This is a genomic window from Pseudomonas sp. P4_C1 (assembly GCF_056402155.1).
On the sequence record NZ_JBFUHY010000075.1, the window covers coordinates 1 to 14,873 of the forward strand.

Consider the following 14,873-nt stretch of genomic DNA (forward strand, 5'->3'; position numbering starts at 1 on the left):
GGGAGTGTCAGTCAATATCAATGTGACTGTCATACCGCTATCGCGAGCAAGCTCGCTCCCACAGGGGAATGTGTTGTCAGTGAAAATGTGTTCCGACAGATAGCTCAGGGCTTGTTGGGAATCCCGTACTTGCGCAAGCGAATGGCAATCGCGCTATGGGAAGTCTGCAACCGCGCCGCCAGCAACCGGCTGGACGGATAGCTGCGATACAGCTGTTCCAGCAGATTCTTCTCAAAGTCGCCCACAGCCTCTTCCAGGCTGCCGACTTCGCCGTCATTCTGCCGCTCCACTGCCGTGCGGGCGATGTCCAGGTCGTCGATGTCCACCAGCGGGTTTTCGCAAATCGCCGCCGCGCGAAAGATCACGTTCTGCAGTTGCCGCACGTTGCCCGGCCAGCGGTTGCCGAGCAGGGCGCTGAAGGTGCTCGGTGCCAGACGACACGTCGGTCGCTGGATCTGCGCGCAGGCCTGTTGCATGAAGTGATTGGCCATCAGCAGGATGTCGTGACCGCGTTCGCGCAACGGCGGCACTTGCAGGTTGAGTACGTTGAGGCGGTAGAACAGGTCTTCGCGAAAACGCCCTTCGGCGACCATTTTTTCCAGGTCGCGGTGGGTCGCGCTGAGCACCCGCACATTGACCCGGACCTCTTTGTCGCCACCGACCCGACGGAAGCAGCCATCGCTCAAAAAACGCAGCAACTTGGCCTGCAGATAGGGCGACATTTCCCCCACTTCATCGAGAAACACTGTGCCCTGATCGGCCAGTTCCAGCAGGCCGAGCTTGCCGCCCCGTTGCGCGCCAGTGAAGGCGCCGGGGGCGTAGCCGAACAGCTCGCTTTCGGCCAGGCTCTCCGGCAGTGCCGCGCAGTTCAGAGCCAGAAACGGCGCATCGTGCCGTGGGCTGATGGCATGGCAGGCGCGGGCCACCAACTCCTTGCCGGTGCCGGTTTCACCCTGGATCAAGAGCGGCGCATCAAGGGCCGCCACCCGTTGCGCACGGGCCTTGAGCGCGCGGATCGGCGGCGATTCGCCAAGCAGCGCATCGAAGCCTTCGGCATGGTCATGGTGCAGCGCCGACAGGCGTTCGCCAATGCGGTTGGGTTGGTACAGGGTGAGCAGGGCGCCGGCGTCGGTGATCGGCATCGCGTCGAGCAGCAGCGTCTGGCCGCCAAGGCTGACCTCGTGCATCGGCAGGCGAAAATGCTGAGCGATCAGGGTGCGTTGCAGATCGGCATCGTCGAACAGCGCGGTCAGCGATTCACCGGCCGGTTCGCGGCCGCAGAGTGCGATCAGCGCCGGGTTGGCCAGCAGCACGTGACCTCGGTCATCCACCGCCAGCACCGGGTCAGAACTGGCTGCCAGCAACGCGTCCAGTTGCAGGCGCCGGCGTTGCCCCGGAAGGATGTCGACCATGGTCACCGCTTGCACGCCGCGCACGTCGAAAAGTGCCTCGCGCAATTCTTCGAGCACCTCGGCGCCGAGGGTCGGCGCGTCGATGTAGACGTTCGGCGGCACCATCTCCACGGCGTCCAGGTTGAAACTGCGTCCACCGAGCAGGGCCAGCACTTCCTGGGTGATGCCGACGCGGTCGATGAAGGTGACGTGGATGCGCATGACGGGCCTGCAAGGTTGGAGAACCGAATCAGTATGCCCGGCAAAATTTGAATTTGGCGAGCGTCACATCACGGCTGGCCGGTTTTACGGGCGCTGGCGGCCAGGTCCTCGAGGAACGCCTGGAGGATCGGTGGCGGTGCCGTGCCGCGACGGGTGATCACGTCGAACGGCGATTTCAAACGCAGACTCCCGGGGGCCAACTGGTGCATCTCGCCGCTCTTGACCCACTGGGTGGCGAAGTGCTCAGGCAGAAAACCCAGGTAGGCGCCGGAAATGATCAGGATCGCCGTGGCTTCGATGTTGTCCACGGTGGCGGCCGCCTTGCTGACGCCCAGGTGTTCGAGGTCGTATTGCTGCATGTAGCCGCGCACGACGATCCGCCCCGCAGCGACTTCTTCGAGCAGTTCCTCACCTTCGGCGTGGCTGCCGTACAACGGGTGACGCCGCCCGCAATACAAACCGAGCGCTTCCTGGTACAGCGGTGATTGCAGCAGCCCCGGCACATGGATCGGAAAGTGCCCGATGGCCAGGTGCAGGCGACCGTCGAGCACCCGCTCTTCAAGTTCTGCCGGGGTACCGACGTACACGTTCAGGTGCACGTCATGCCCACGGGAGACGAAGCGCTGGGTGGTGCGTGGAATCGGCGAGTCAGGATCGGTAATCGTGGTGTCGATGATCCCCAGGTTGAGCTTGCCGCTGATGTGCTGCTTGAGCACGTCGGCATCCATGCAGAAGTTTTCCACCGCCGACAACAGGCGCTGGGTGGCTTCATGAATCGCCACGCCTTGCTCGGTCAGGCGGAAGCCGCTGCGCCCGCGCTGGCACAGCTTTACCCCGAGACGGGTTTCCAGATGGGTCATCTGTTCGCTGATGGTCGACTGCCCGGCATTGAGCGCCGCCTGCGCGGCCGAGAAACCGCCGCAGCGGACGATCGTGGCAAACACCCTGAGCAGTTTCAGGTCGACATCGTGCAGCTGGATCATCTTGGACCTCCGGCCTGTGGATGCATCGGGAATGCCGATATGAGTATCTGATGTTTAGCATTTTTTCCACGAAAACCTGCGCCCATAGTCTTTCCAACGGCGGTCGCCTTGCAGTCCGTCAAGCCGATAACAAGAAGTGGAGAGGCTAGAAATGTCGAACAACGGTTATGAATCCGGTCGCCTGAACCTGCCATTCGTGGGTCATTGCACCTTTGGCAAATCCCCGGTGTGCACCGATTGGGATGCACTGGATGCCGACGTCGCGGTGCTCGGCGTGCCCAACGACATGGGCACCCAGTGGCGCTCCGGCGCACGCTTCGGACCACGCGGGATTCGCGAAGCATCGACGCTGTTTTCCTTCGGCCACGCCGGCGCCTACGACCACGAAGATGACGTGATGTACCTCACCGCGTCGGACGTGCGCATGGTCGACGTCGGTGATGCCGACATCGTCCACACCGACATGGCCACCAGCAACAAGAACACCGAATACGCCGTGCGCAAGATCCTCGATGCCGGCGTGATGCCGGTAGTACTCGGCGGCGACCACTCGGTGCATGCGCCAGTGATCAAGGCCTTCGAAGGCCGCGGCCCGATCCACATCATTCACTTCGATGCCCACCTGGATTTCGTCGACGAACGCCACGGCGTGCGCTACGGCCACGGCAACCCGCTGCGCCGCGCCTCGGAAATGAACCACATTGTCGGCATGACCCAAATGGGCATCCGCAACGTGTCGTCATCCAACCGTGACGACTACGAAGCGGCCCATGAAGCCGGCTCGAAAATCCTCTCGGTGCGTGACGTGCGTCGCCTTGGCGTCGAGGGAGTGCTGGCGCTGATCCCGGAGGACATCAACTACTACATCACCATCGACATCGACGGTTTCGACCCGTCCATCGCCCCCGGCACCGGCACCCCGAGCCACGGCGGCTTCCTCTACTACGAAGTGCTGGAAATCATCCAGGCCCTGGCCAAGCGCAGCAAAGGCAACATCGTCGGCATGGACCTGGTGGAAGTGGCGCCGGTCTACGACCCGACCGGCATGACCTCGATCCTGGCCGCGCAACTGCTGCTCAACAGCATCGGTTTCATCTTCCACGAGCGTGGCAAGGTGCGGGCAGCCGCCGAGAGCGAAGCCGCATCAGCCTGATCATCGAAACCAGAGACCCGGCAGGCTCTGACTGCCGGGCAGAGAGAACAAAAATGGACACGATCGTCAAAAGTTACCTGCAGAAATTCGGCGTCAGCGAAGCCACCCAGACCTTCCTCAGCAAGGTCCAGAAAATGTTCATCGGCGGTGCCTGGGTCGAAGCCAGCGACGGCCAGACCTCCGATGTGATCGAACCTTCGACCGAAGGCCTGATCAGCCGCATTCCCATGGGCACCACCGATGATCTGGACCGCGCCGTGCAAGCCGCACGCGCCCAGTTCGACGGCGGCGCCTGGCGTCAGGCCAAACCGGCGGAACGCGAACGCATGATGCAGCGCCTGGCCGACCTGATTGAGCAGAACGCTGCTGAACTGGCGGAAATCGAATCCATCGACATGGGCAAATCGGTTGCCTTCGCCAAGGACGTGGACATCCAGGGCACCGTCGATACCCTGCGTTACTTCGCCGGTTGGGCCACAAAGCTGCATGGCCGTACCGTCGAACCTTCGCTACCGGGCAACTACCTGGCCTATACCCGCAAGGAAGCGGTCGGCGTAGTCGGCGCCATCGTGCCGTGGAACTTCCCGCTGCAAACCATGGCCTGGAAGCTCGGCGCGGCGCTGGCGACCGGTTGCACCGTGGTGGTCAAACCCGCCGAACTGACCTCGTTGTCAGCCCTGCGTTTCGCTGAGCTGGTGCAGGAAGCGGGCATTCCGGATGGCGTGATCAACATCGTCACCGGGCGCGGCAGCGTGGTCGGTGCGGCCATGGCCACTCACCCGGGCATCGACAAACTGACCTTCACCGGCTCGACCCCGGTCGGCCAGACTGTCGGTCGCGCAGCGCTGGATGACATGAAGCGCCTGACCCTCGAACTCGGTGGTAAATCACCGGTCATCGTCTGCGCCGATGCCGACATCCCGGCCGCCGCCCAAGCGGTCGCCAACGGCGTGTTTTTCAACTCCGGGCAGGTATGCGACGCCGGTACACGGGCCTATATTCATAGCAGTGTCTACGACGAATTCCTGCGTGAGCTGATCGCCTACACGCGCACCCTGAAAATGGCTCCGGGCCTGGATCCTGATTGCTTCATCGGCCCGCTGGTTTCGGCCCTGCAAAAGCAGCGCGTGACCGAGTACATCGAAACCGGCAAGGCCGAAGGCGCCGAACTGGTCTACGGCGGCCAACCGGTCGATGGCCCTGGCTTCTTCGTCGAGCCGACCATCTTCGCCAATTGCCGCAACGACATGCGCATTGTCCAGGAAGAAATCTTCGGCCCGGTGCTGGTCACCGCACCGTTCGACGACGAGGAAGAAGCGCTGGCCCTGGCCAACGACTCGCCTTACGGCCTGGCGGCGGCACTGTATTCCAACGACCTGGGCAAGGTGCACAGCCTGATTCCACGCTTGAAAGCAGGCTCGGTCTACGTCAACGCCCACGGCACCCTCGACCCGTCGATGCCGTTCGGTGGCTACAAACAGTCCGGATTCGGCAAGGACCTGGGCGCCGAGCAGCTCGATTACCTGCTCGAAACCAAGGCGGTGTGGATCACCTTACCAAGCTGACGCTTTCCCTTGTAGGAGCGAGCCTGCTCGCGATAGCGGTTTTTCAGCTGAAAGTGATGTGTCTGACACACCGCTATCGCGAGCAGGCTCGCTCCTACAGGTTTTGCGTTTTGATTCGTTCCAATAAGGCATCTGCAACAACGCCAGGTAGGCACGGGCAACACTGTACCTGTGGCCCGAAAGAACGCGGTTATCTCGTCATGATCTTCCAACAATAAGAGTCCATCATGAACACTAACGCCAAGTCCGCCACGAGCGTGTCCAGCCTCGACGAAAAATCCGTCGTCGAGGGGCATTCGATTGACTTCATCCCCGAGAACGAGCGCACCGACAAACTGTCGAGCCAGGGCCCGTTCTGGTTTCTCGGCAACTTCACTTTCTTCACCATGACCATCGGCTTCGTTGGCCCGAGCGTCGGCCTGACCGCGCTCTGGACCACGCTGGCCGGCACGCTGGGTATCATGTTCGGCACGCTGTTCATGGCGTTTCACGGCTCCCAGGGCCCGCACCTTGGCTTGCCGCAGATGATCCAGTCCCGCGCGCAGTTCGGCTATCGCGGGGTGATTTTGGTACTGCTCGCAACGCTGTTCGTGTTCGCCGGCTTCAACATCGTCAACCTGGTGCTGATGATGCAGGGGCTGCATACGCTATTCGGGTTCAACCCCGCGGTGATCGCGGTGGCGGTAACCATACCGGCGGCGGTGCTGGCGATTCTCGGCCACGACTGGATGCACCGCAGCTTCAAATGGGCGCTGTATCTGTCGCTGCCGCTGTATGGCCTGGTGACTGTGGCGGTGGTGATGGGCTGGGTGCCGGATGCAGTGCTGCCGGCACTCGCGGAGGGTGAAGTGGCCCGGGAGCCGCTGGGTTTCAACTGGACCGGTTTCATCGCGCAGTTTGCGGCGGCCGCCAGCTACAACATCGCCTATGCGCCTTATGTGTCGGACTATTCGCGCTACCTGCCGAAAAACACCTCCAGCGGCAAGCTGATCGCCGTGGTGTTCCTCGGGGCGTCGCTGTCCGGTGCGTGGATGATCTCCGTCGGCGGCTGGCTGGCCGATCACCTGCACTCCACTGACGTGCTGGTGGCCCTGGGGCAAGTCGGCAACACCGTGTCGCCGCTGGTGGGCACGGCGGTGGTGGTGGTCACCATTCTGGCGTTCCTGCCGGTGATCGCGATGAACATCTACAGCGCCAAGCTGACCACGCTGACCTGCGTCGATTCGATCAAGCACATTGAGCCAACACGCAAGGCACGCATCCTGGCCATCGGCTTCGTGATCCTGCTGCAACTGGGCGTGGCCCTGAGCATCCAGAGTTCCGGCAAAGGCCTGTCGGTGCTGGGGATCTACCTGGTGGTGATGCTGTACTTCCTGGTGCCCTGGACTTCGGTCAACCTCACCGACTACTTCTTCGTGCGCAAGGGCCGCTACGCCATCCCGCACTTCTTCATGCCCCACGGCAACATCTACGGCAGCTGGGGACTGCGCGGTATCGCCGCCTACGCCATCGGTTTTATCTCGATGATCCCGTTCTTCTACATCTTCGACGGCGTTGAACAACGCGAGGTGTATGTCGGCCCGCTCGCCAAGGCGCTGGGCAGCATCGACATCGCCTGGCTGGTCGGGCTGATCGTGTCGGGCCTGGCGTACTACTGGCTGAGCCGCTCGATCGATCTGAAACGTGAAGAAGCGGTGATCCAGCAGATTGAGAAAAACTCCCCGCAATACACCACCGGCGACACGCTGACCCACAAACAGCAGCCACCGCGGGTATTCACTGAATCGACGGTCGGGAGATAACTATGACCACGCAAAAAATGTCTACGCAAAAATACGACTACATCATCATTGGCGCAGGCTCGGCGGGTTGTGTGTTGGCCAACCGCCTGAGCGAAGACCCGGCCACCTCGGTACTGGTCCTGGAATTCGGCGGCAGTGACAAGAGCGTAGTGATCCAGATGCCGAGCGCATTCTCGATCCCGATGAACACCAAGAAGTACAACTGGCGCTACGAAACCGAGCCGGAGACCCACCTCAACGGCCGACGCATTCACTGCCCACGGGGCAAGGTGCTGGGCGGCTCGTCGTCGATCAACGGCCTGGTGTACATCCGTGGTCACGCGCTGGACTTTGACGAGTGGGAATCCCTGGGTGCCGAAGGCTGGGGCTATCGCAACTGCCTGCCGTACTTCAAGCGTGCCGAGAGCTACGAGTCGGGCGGCGACAGCTATCGCGGGCAGACCGGGCCGCTGCACACCACCAACGGTAACCACATGAAAAACCCGCTGTACGGTGCCTGGGTCGAAGCCGGTGCGGAGGCGGGCTACATCAAGACAGAAGACTGCAACGGCTACATGCAGGAAGGTTTCGGCGCCATGCACATGACCGTGAAGAACGGCGTGCGCTGCTCCACGGCGAACGCCTATCTGCGCCCGGCCATGGGCCGTCCGAACCTGACGGTGATCACCCATGCGATGACCCGCCAGATCATCCTCGAAGGCAAGCGGGCGGTGGGCGTCATGTATGACCACGGTGGCCAGACCCACCAGGTGTATTGCAACCGCGAAGTGCTGATCTCGTCCGGGCCGATCGGCTCGCCGCACCTGCTGCAACGCTCGGGCATCGGCCCGGCGAACGTGCTGCGCAAGGCCGGGATCGGCGTGCGCCATGACCTGCCGGGCGTAGGGGAGAACCTGCAGGATCATGCCGAGGTGTACATCCAGTTCGGCTGCAAGGAACCGGTGACCCTCAACAACAAGATGGACCCGCTGAGCAAGCTGATGATCGGTCTGCGCTGGCTGCTGTTCAAGGACGGCCTGGGCGCCACCAACCACTTCGAGGCCGGTGGTTTCATCCGCTCCGAGAAGGGCCTGCGCTGGCCGGACATCCAGTTCCACTTCCTGCCGGCGGCGATGCGCTACGACGGCAACAAGCCGATCAAGGGCCACGGCTTCATGGTGCTGACCGGCCCGAACAAACCCAAAAGCCGTGGCTATGTGCGGGTGCGTTCGGCCGATCCGTACGAGCATCCGGAAATCCGCTTCAACTATCTGGAGCGGGAAGAGGACCGCGAAGGCTTCCGCCGCTGCATTCGCCTGACCCGCGAGATCATCGGCCAGAAAGCCATGGACCGCTTCCGCGATGGCGAAATCGCCCCGGGTGCGCAGGTGACCAGCGATGAAGACCTCGACGCCTTCGTGCGTGACAACCTGGAAAGCACCTACCATCCGTGCGGTTCGTGCCGCATGGGCGAGGACGACATGGCGGTGGTCGATTCCGAATTGCGCGTGCACGGTATCGCCGGGCTGCGGGTGATCGATTCGTCGGTGTTCCCGACCGAGCCGAACGGCAACCTCAATGCGCCGACCATCATGCTCGCCGAACGGGCGTCCGATCTGGTGCGTGGCGTGAAGATGCTGCCGGCGTCGGATGTGCCAGTGGGGCTGGTCGAGGGCTGGGAGAGCAGCCAGCGTACTTCGCTGCCAGGTCGTAACGTGCGGGTCTGACCGCAACCCGCAATCCAATGTAGGAGCGAGCCTGCTCGCGATGAGGCCATCAGATTCAATAGCGATGTTGACTGACAGACCGCTATCGCGAGCAGGCTCACTCCTACAGGGGGGCAGCGGTGCCCCATAAAATTTTACGTCGCTGTTCAGCTGCCATTGCTAGTCTGTAATTCCTTGAGACCGCAATGGAGCACCCTCATGGCTATTCAGGCCCTGCGCGCCGACGCATCGCACATCGACCAGATCACCCCTTTGTTTGACGCCTACCGGATGTTCTACAAGCAGCCGTCGAACCTTTCGCAATCGCGCGCCTTCATCGCCGAGCGCATCGCCCGGGATGAGTCGGTGATTTTTCTTGCCCGGGACAGCGACGGTGAAAACCTCGGCTTCGTCCAGCTGTTCCCGACCTTTTCCTCGATCGACGCCCACCGCACCTGGCTGCTCGGTGATCTGTTCACCACGCCCGCTGCCCGGGGCAAAGGCGTCGGCACATTGCTGATGAACACCGCCCGGGATTTTGCGAAGCTGGCCGGCGGCAAAGGCATGACCCTGGAAACCGCCACCGACAACCTCACCGCCCAGCGCCTGTATGAATCCCAGGGCTGGGTGCGCGACCCCGGTTACTACACTTACTGCCTGGATCTGAAAAAAGACTGACTCAGCGATCCAGTCAGCCAAACACCGGCCGCATGAACGAACGCTCGTAGCTGAGGATGAATTTCTTCTCTTCGGCGTACTTGAACGCCGCGATGCACTCTGGATCGTTCATCGACTGCTGCCGGTAATGTTCGTACGCTGCCAGGCTGGGGAAGGTGAACAGCGCCAGGGCGATGTTGTTGGCGCCCTCCGAGGGCAAAAAGTAGCCGTGGTGCTGGCCGCCGAACTTTTCCACCAGGGGAATCCACAACTTGCCGTAGTGTTCGAACGCTTCGAGCTGGTAGGGATCGAGCACGTATTTGAGGTAGCAGGTCACCATTGTTTCGTTCCTTGATCAGGTTTTGAGGGCAGTCGCCACTGTAATCAACCGTGGGCGCCCGGCACAGCCGCTTGTTCGACATTGACCGGTAAGTTTACGCCAGAGGCATGCGCTAGCGGCCCCGCACTATCGGTTCAGTCAATAGTCACCATCAAGAATCGCAAGTTCTGTTTTTTGCGCAAAGGCGGAAAATCGCCTGCATTGAACACGCTGCTCAAGGAACCCGCGCGATGAAAATCTTGACCCGACTGGCTGTGATTGCCCTGTTGCTGGGCAGCGTTGCATCCACCACATCGGCCTTTGCCGAAGACGCGCGCACCTGCCATCTGCCGCCCATCACTGGGAGCCAGGGCGGGTTGCAATACGGGCAGACGGTCGGAGTGCTTTACAGCGAAGACACCGTGGAAAACCTGCAATACCTTGAGCAATACCACTCGGTGGCGGTGAACGGCGCGAAGAACGCACTGGATGCGCGGATTCGCCAGGCGTTCGTCAACAGCTCCGATCCGCAACTGGCCATCGACTGGCTGATGAGTTCGCTGCACCACACCTTTCTGTCGGTGACCGTCTACGACAACCTCGATGCCCTGGTGCACGCCCATCCCGATGTGGTGGTGATGCTCGATACCCACAACCAGTTGCTGACCCAGCGTAACGATCGGGTCGAGGCGCGTTTCGCCGCGCGGTTCTACGACGCCAACTTGCAGTACATCGGCAAGGCCGAAAGCGCGGTGGAAAAACAACTGCCGTCGGTGTGGGTGCATGACAAGGCCGCCCCCGAGATCGCCGCGCAAATCGAACAGCAACGCGACCTGCAACTGACCGCGCTGAAACAGTTCGATGCGTCGTTGAAGGCGCTGGTATCAGCCGGATTAACCGCAGCAATCAATTAATTAGCTCGACGACCATTGAGCGGCGGGCAACCCAAATCACCGTTGATTTCTTTTCAGGACCTGATTCATGCGCACTTTTTTTGCCCCCACCCTGGCCTTCGCCTCGCTGCTGCTGGCCGGTTGTGCCACGCCGAACGATCCGACGCTGACCTTGCAGACCAGCAAGTCGCCCGAGGAGTACACCCATTGCGTGGTGCCGAAGTTGCAGCACGATGCGCTGGCGCCCACGGTGTCCCAGACCCAGCGCAGCTACCGGATCGTCGTATCGAGCAAAGTGGCGGCGGACAACGTGCTTGAAACCTACAAGGCCTCGAACGGCGGCAAGGTGTTCCTGTACGAACGCAAGTTGCTGGCGTCGGCGTTCGTGCCGTCGACGTTCGAGCGTGCGGCGCAGGAGTGTCTGTAAGCAGAATTTCAGGCAAAAAAAAGCCACCAGAATTGGCAGCAGAAAGTTAAAGCACGCATTGAATGACTTGAGTATGGCGCCCGGCTCATGACGATTCGATGACGGCTTGATGGCCATTCATCAGGATGCCGTTAATTCGCTGACTGCCGACTAATTGTGTTGAGTCAGTAAACCTCCGGCACGATGATTTCCTGCGGTACAGGTCCCCGTGAGTAGTCTTTCTGGCGCTCGCGCTGGGGCAGTTCGATCATCGRCAGTTCGACTTCTTCATAAGGCATCTGGCTGAGCAGGTGATGGATGCAGTTGAGGCGGGCCTTCTTCTTGTCGTCGGCCTGCACCACCCACCAGGGCGCTTCGGCGATGTGGGTGCGCTCGAGCATGATTTCCTTGGCCTTGGTGTAGGCCTCCCAGCGACGGCGCGACTCCAGGTCCATGGGGCTGAGCTTCCACTGCTTGAGCGGGTCGTGAATGCGGCTGAGAAAGCGCAGGTTCTGTTCCTGGTCGGAAATCGAGAACCAGTACTTGATCAACTGGATGCCGGAGCGGGCGAGCATGCGTTCGAATTCCGGCACGGTGCGGAAGAACTCTTCGTACTGGTCGTCATTGCAGAACCCCATGACCTTCTCGACCCCGGCGCGGTTGTACCAGCTGCGGTCGAACAGCACGATTTCCCCGGCGGCGGGCAAGTGCGATACGTAGCGCTGGAAATACCACTGCGTGCGCTCGCGGTCGTTGGGCGCGGGCAGGGCGGCCACCCGGCAGACCCGAGGGTTGAGGCGCTGGGTGATGCGCTTGATCACGCCACCCTTGCCGGCGGCATCGCGGCCTTCGAACAGGATCACCACCTTGTGCCCGGTTTTCACCACCCAACTCTGCAGTTTCACCAGTTCGCCTTGCAGGCGAAACAGTTCGGCGAAGTAGCGACGTCGGGCTTCTTTCTCGCTGCCATCCTCGATGTGTTCATCGAACAGTGCGTCCAGGTTGTGCCCGTCTTCCGATAATTCCAGTTCCAGCTCCTCGTCACTGATATCGAGCAGCTCGCGGTGGATGCGCTGGATCAAGGTGTCCTGATTGGAAAGCATGGTGAGACACTCGCGTCATGGGTGGTACGGCCGATCCTGGTCACAGTTTGTTACGAAGTGGTGATGCCAGGCGGTGTCATCTGGGTGTCATCGAAGCCATGGCAAGATCCTCGCAATCCGTCTTGAGTACCCGACGGCCGCCAGTCCGCCGGCAGATGAATGTGCAAGGAACCCCCTATGAAAGACGCCCCGCTGTTTGCCGCCATCGACCTGGGTTCCAATGCGTTTCGCCTGATGATTGGCCAGTCGGTGAGACGGAACCAGCAGATGGTCATCCAGGAAGTGAAAACCCTGCGTGAACCGGTACGTCTGGCCGAAGGCCTGCAGGGCGGGGCGCTCGATGAGTTGGCGCTGGACCGTGGCTGGCAGGCGCTGGCGCGATTCGGCAAGAAACTGCGCGGTTTCGAGGCCGGGCGCGTGCGGGCGGTGGCCACCAGCGCGGTACGCGAAGCGGACAACGCGCCGCTGTTCCTGGCCAGTGCCGAACGCCACCTGGGCTTTCGCATCGACGTCATTTCCGGTCACGAAGAGGCGCAACTGGTCTACGCCGGCGTGGCCCACACCTTGCCGGCGCAAACCATGCGGCTGGTGGTGGATATCGGCGGTGGCTCCACGGAGATGATCATCGGCCGTGGCGACCAGCTGCTGGTCACCGAGAGCATTGCCATCGGCAGCGGCACCTTCGGTGCGCGTTACTTCCATGGCGGGCGGATCGTGGCCGAAGCGCTGCTGGAGGCCGAGCGCGCGGCCACCGTGCAATTCGAACGCATTGCCCGCCGTTACCGCACCATGGGCTGGCAGCAGGCGATCGGTTCTTCCGGGACGGCGCGGATGCTGGCCAAGGTGCTCAAGGCCAATGGCTTGAATGATGACCACCAGAGCGGCATCACCTACGGTGGCCTGTTGCGCCTGTCGTTGCGCCTGCTGGAAGTCAAACATGTGAAACACCTCAAGCTGGCCGGTTTGCCCACCCATCGCCTGAGCATCTTGCCCGGTGGCCTGGCGGTGATGCTGGCGGCGTTCAAGGTGTTCGGGATCACGCATATGATTGCGTCTGAGCCGGGTCTGCGGTTCGGCGTGCTGCATGGATTGATGAACAAACACTAAAGTCCGCCAGCCGAGGTAAACCCATGACCGACCCCCGTCGCGTGCTGTTTGTCTGCGCCCGAAACGATGTCCGTTCACCCATGGCCGAAGCCCTGTTGCGTCACATTGATCCTGACGACTTCCAGGCCTTCAGCGCCGGGCTCGAGGCCAGCGAGATCGATCCACGCACGTTCGAATCCCTCGATCACATCGGTGTCGATGCCAGCGGCTTGCGCAGCAAGTCCCTCGAGGATTTCGAAGGCCAGGCGTTCGACTACGTCGTCACCCTGTGCGACAAGTCCTCCGAAGAGGCCTCACGCATGCCGTTTACCGGTGAAGTGATGGTCTGGAGCTTCGAAGACCCGACCATCAGCGAAAGACACGACCCGTTCCGCCATACCCTCCAGGAAATCGGCGACCGCATCAAAATGTTCGTCACCGTGAAAACCCGCCCCGTGCCCCAGGCGCCGTCAGTCAGCGATTCCTGAAAACCTTCGGACACCGTCTACCCTCATCGGTCACAACCATCATGATGAGGGTCGAAACGGTGATGAAAACGGAAAATGTTGAAACAAACGAAGCCTCGACGCTGATCGACGAACGAATCCGGGAACTGGCCGACTGGCGCGGCGAAACCCTGGCCCACGTCCGCAAGATCATCCGCCAGGCCGACCCCGAAGTGATTGAAGAATGGAAGTGGCGGGGCGTGCCGGTGTGGTCCCATGCCGGCATCATTTGCACCGGCGAGACCTACAAGCAAGTGGTGAAGATGACCTTCGCCAAGGGCGCTTCGCTGGATGATCCGTCGAAATTGTTCAACGCAAGCCTGGAAGGCAATACCCGGCGTGCCATCGATATCCGCGAGGGTGAGCGGATCGATGAAGCGGCGCTGACGGTGTTGATTCAGGCAGCCATTGAGCTCAATACCTCCCGAACCAAAAAGTAACTCAGTACACAGAACCCTGTGGGAGCGAGCCTGCTCGCGATGAGGGAGTGCCAGTCGACATCAAAGGTGCCTGACAGACCGTAATCGCGAGCAGGCTCGCTCCTACATTGGGCGGTGTCCACCTGACCGTTTTGGATATCCTCAGCTGGCATGTTCCAATAGCGAGCACTCGCAGCCTGGAAACGGAACATGAAGAAAATCGCCGCCCTGACCTTCGCCCTGGCGCTCACCGCAGGCCTGCTCAGCACTCCCACCCTTGCTGCGGGCGATGTCCAGGCCGGGGAAAAAGTGTTCAAACGCCTCTGCAGCGGCTGCCACCAGATCGGCGAATCGGCTCGCGCCTTCTTTGGCCCGCAGCTCAATGGCGTGATTGGTCGCCATTCCGCCGTCACCACGGACTACGTGTATTCCGACGCGATGAAGTCCGCCAACCTGGTCTGGGACCGCGAAACCCTGATCGCCTACCTCGAAGCGCCGAAGCAAGTCGTGCCCGGCACCCGCATGATTTTCTGGGGCCTCAGCGACCCGGAAAAAATCGAAGACCTGCTGGCCTACCTGCAAACCTTCCCGGCGCAATGATCGACCTGCTGTCCGAACTCTACCCGTAGCGCAAGGGGGGCAGTTCGACATCGACGCAATCTGCGCCGATGGTGTGACGATTC

At 61.4% G+C, this 14,873-nt stretch carries 15 protein-coding genes; 11 read left to right on the forward strand and 4 right to left on the reverse strand.

Annotated elements, in window-relative coordinates; genetic code table 11:
* Positions 1-104: 104 nt before the first annotated feature.
* A complete protein-coding gene (locus AC1DU9_RS24870; RefSeq protein ID WP_477810921.1) occupies positions 105-1,613 on the reverse strand; it encodes a sigma-54-dependent transcriptional regulator in 1,509 nt (502 codons plus the stop codon).
* Between the two features lie 68 nt (positions 1,614-1,681).
* Complete coding sequence (locus AC1DU9_RS24875) at positions 1,682-2,596, reverse strand: LysR family transcriptional regulator (RefSeq protein WP_477810922.1); 915 nt, start codon at positions 2,594-2,596, stop codon at positions 1,682-1,684.
* Positions 2,597-2,747: 151 nt separating this feature from the next.
* Between AC1DU9_RS24875 and speB the strand changes: the two genes are divergently transcribed.
* The 5 genes from speB (at position 2,748) to AC1DU9_RS24900 (ending at position 9,479) form a co-directional block, all read left to right on the forward strand.
* A complete protein-coding gene (gene speB / locus AC1DU9_RS24880; RefSeq protein WP_223464003.1) occupies positions 2,748-3,749 on the forward strand; it encodes an agmatinase in 1,002 nt (333 codons plus the stop codon).
* A gap of 53 nt (positions 3,750-3,802) precedes the next feature.
* Positions 3,803-5,314: an aldehyde dehydrogenase family protein gene (locus tag AC1DU9_RS24885; protein WP_477810923.1), complete on the forward strand. Its 1,512-nt coding sequence runs from the start codon at positions 3,803-3,805 to the stop codon at positions 5,312-5,314.
* Between the two features lie 227 nt (positions 5,315-5,541).
* Complete coding sequence (locus tag AC1DU9_RS24890) at positions 5,542-7,116, forward strand: purine-cytosine permease family protein (protein WP_223463637.1); 1,575 nt, start codon at positions 5,542-5,544, stop codon at positions 7,114-7,116.
* A gap of 17 nt (positions 7,117-7,133) precedes the next feature.
* A complete protein-coding gene (betA, locus tag AC1DU9_RS24895) occupies positions 7,134-8,822 on the forward strand; it encodes a choline dehydrogenase (RefSeq protein WP_477810940.1) in 1,689 nt (562 codons plus the stop codon).
* A 198-nt stretch (positions 8,823-9,020) separates the two neighbouring features.
* Positions 9,021-9,479 carry a GNAT family N-acetyltransferase gene (locus AC1DU9_RS24900; protein WP_223463638.1) on the forward strand — a complete coding sequence of 153 codons (459 nt, stop codon included), beginning with the start codon at positions 9,021-9,023 and terminating at the stop codon, positions 9,477-9,479.
* A 13-nt stretch (positions 9,480-9,492) separates the two neighbouring features.
* Here AC1DU9_RS24900 and AC1DU9_RS24905 read toward each other — a convergent pair whose 3' ends face one another.
* On the reverse strand, positions 9,493-9,798 hold the full coding sequence (locus tag AC1DU9_RS24905; protein ID WP_056723739.1) for an NIPSNAP family protein: 306 nt from the start codon (positions 9,796-9,798) through the stop codon (positions 9,493-9,495).
* 230 nt (positions 9,799-10,028) lie between these two features.
* Here AC1DU9_RS24905 and AC1DU9_RS24910 point away from each other — a divergent pair, with 230 nt between their 5' ends.
* Both AC1DU9_RS24910 and AC1DU9_RS24915 read left to right on the forward strand, forming a co-directional pair.
* A complete protein-coding gene (locus AC1DU9_RS24910) occupies positions 10,029-10,691 on the forward strand; it encodes an ATPase (protein ID WP_477810924.1) in 663 nt (220 codons plus the stop codon).
* Between the two features lie 67 nt (positions 10,692-10,758).
* Complete coding sequence (locus AC1DU9_RS24915; protein WP_477810925.1) at positions 10,759-11,097, forward strand: hypothetical protein; 339 nt, start codon at positions 10,759-10,761, stop codon at positions 11,095-11,097.
* 164 nt (positions 11,098-11,261) lie between these two features.
* On the opposite strand, the gene ppk2 is transcribed toward AC1DU9_RS24915, so the two are convergent.
* Entirely contained in the window at positions 11,262-12,179 is a 918-nt protein-coding gene (ppk2, locus tag AC1DU9_RS24920) for a polyphosphate kinase 2 (protein WP_477810926.1), read from the reverse strand.
* 177 nt (positions 12,180-12,356) lie between these two features.
* On the opposite strand from ppk2, the gene AC1DU9_RS24925 reads away from it, so the two are divergent.
* The 4 genes from AC1DU9_RS24925 (at position 12,357) to AC1DU9_RS24940 (ending at position 14,790) form a co-directional block, all read left to right on the forward strand.
* Positions 12,357-13,286, forward strand: a complete 930-nt coding sequence (locus tag AC1DU9_RS24925) for a Ppx/GppA family phosphatase (RefSeq protein ID WP_223463642.1) — start codon at positions 12,357-12,359, stop codon at positions 13,284-13,286.
* Positions 13,287-13,309: 23 nt separating this feature from the next.
* Entirely contained in the window at positions 13,310-13,753 is a 444-nt protein-coding gene (locus AC1DU9_RS24930) for an arsenate reductase ArsC (protein ID WP_223463643.1), read from the forward strand.
* A 62-nt stretch (positions 13,754-13,815) separates the two neighbouring features.
* Positions 13,816-14,211, forward strand: a complete 396-nt coding sequence (locus tag AC1DU9_RS24935) for a DUF1801 domain-containing protein (RefSeq protein ID WP_477810927.1) — start codon at positions 13,816-13,818, stop codon at positions 14,209-14,211.
* Between the two features lie 189 nt (positions 14,212-14,400).
* Entirely contained in the window at positions 14,401-14,790 is a 390-nt protein-coding gene (locus AC1DU9_RS24940) for a c-type cytochrome (RefSeq protein WP_223463645.1), read from the forward strand.
* Positions 14,791-14,873 lie beyond the last annotated feature (83 nt).

Coding starts and splice junctions, on each gene's coding strand:
- AC1DU9_RS24870 (WP_477810921.1), bottom strand. CDS start 1,613: ATGCGCATCCACGTCACCTTCATCGACCGCGTCGGCATCACCCAGGAA.
- AC1DU9_RS24875 (WP_477810922.1), bottom strand. CDS start 2,596: ATGATCCAGCTGCACGATGTCGACCTGAAACTGCTCAGGGTGTTTGCC.
- speB (WP_223464003.1), top strand. CDS start 2,748: ATGTCGAACAACGGTTATGAATCCGGTCGCCTGAACCTGCCATTCGTG.
- AC1DU9_RS24885 (WP_477810923.1), top strand. CDS start 3,803: ATGGACACGATCGTCAAAAGTTACCTGCAGAAATTCGGCGTCAGCGAA.
- AC1DU9_RS24890 (WP_223463637.1), top strand. CDS start 5,542: ATGAACACTAACGCCAAGTCCGCCACGAGCGTGTCCAGCCTCGACGAA.
- betA (WP_477810940.1), top strand. CDS start 7,134: ATGTCTACGCAAAAATACGACTACATCATCATTGGCGCAGGCTCGGCG.
- AC1DU9_RS24900 (WP_223463638.1), top strand. CDS start 9,021: ATGGCTATTCAGGCCCTGCGCGCCGACGCATCGCACATCGACCAGATC.
- AC1DU9_RS24905 (WP_056723739.1), bottom strand. CDS start 9,798: ATGGTGACCTGCTACCTCAAATACGTGCTCGATCCCTACCAGCTCGAA.
- AC1DU9_RS24910 (WP_477810924.1), top strand. CDS start 10,029: ATGAAAATCTTGACCCGACTGGCTGTGATTGCCCTGTTGCTGGGCAGC.
- AC1DU9_RS24915 (WP_477810925.1), top strand. CDS start 10,759: ATGCGCACTTTTTTTGCCCCCACCCTGGCCTTCGCCTCGCTGCTGCTG.
- AC1DU9_RS24925 (WP_223463642.1), top strand. CDS start 12,357: ATGAAAGACGCCCCGCTGTTTGCCGCCATCGACCTGGGTTCCAATGCG.
- AC1DU9_RS24930 (WP_223463643.1), top strand. CDS start 13,310: ATGACCGACCCCCGTCGCGTGCTGTTTGTCTGCGCCCGAAACGATGTC.
- AC1DU9_RS24935 (WP_477810927.1), top strand. CDS start 13,816: ATGAAAACGGAAAATGTTGAAACAAACGAAGCCTCGACGCTGATCGAC.
- AC1DU9_RS24940 (WP_223463645.1), top strand. CDS start 14,401: ATGAAGAAAATCGCCGCCCTGACCTTCGCCCTGGCGCTCACCGCAGGC.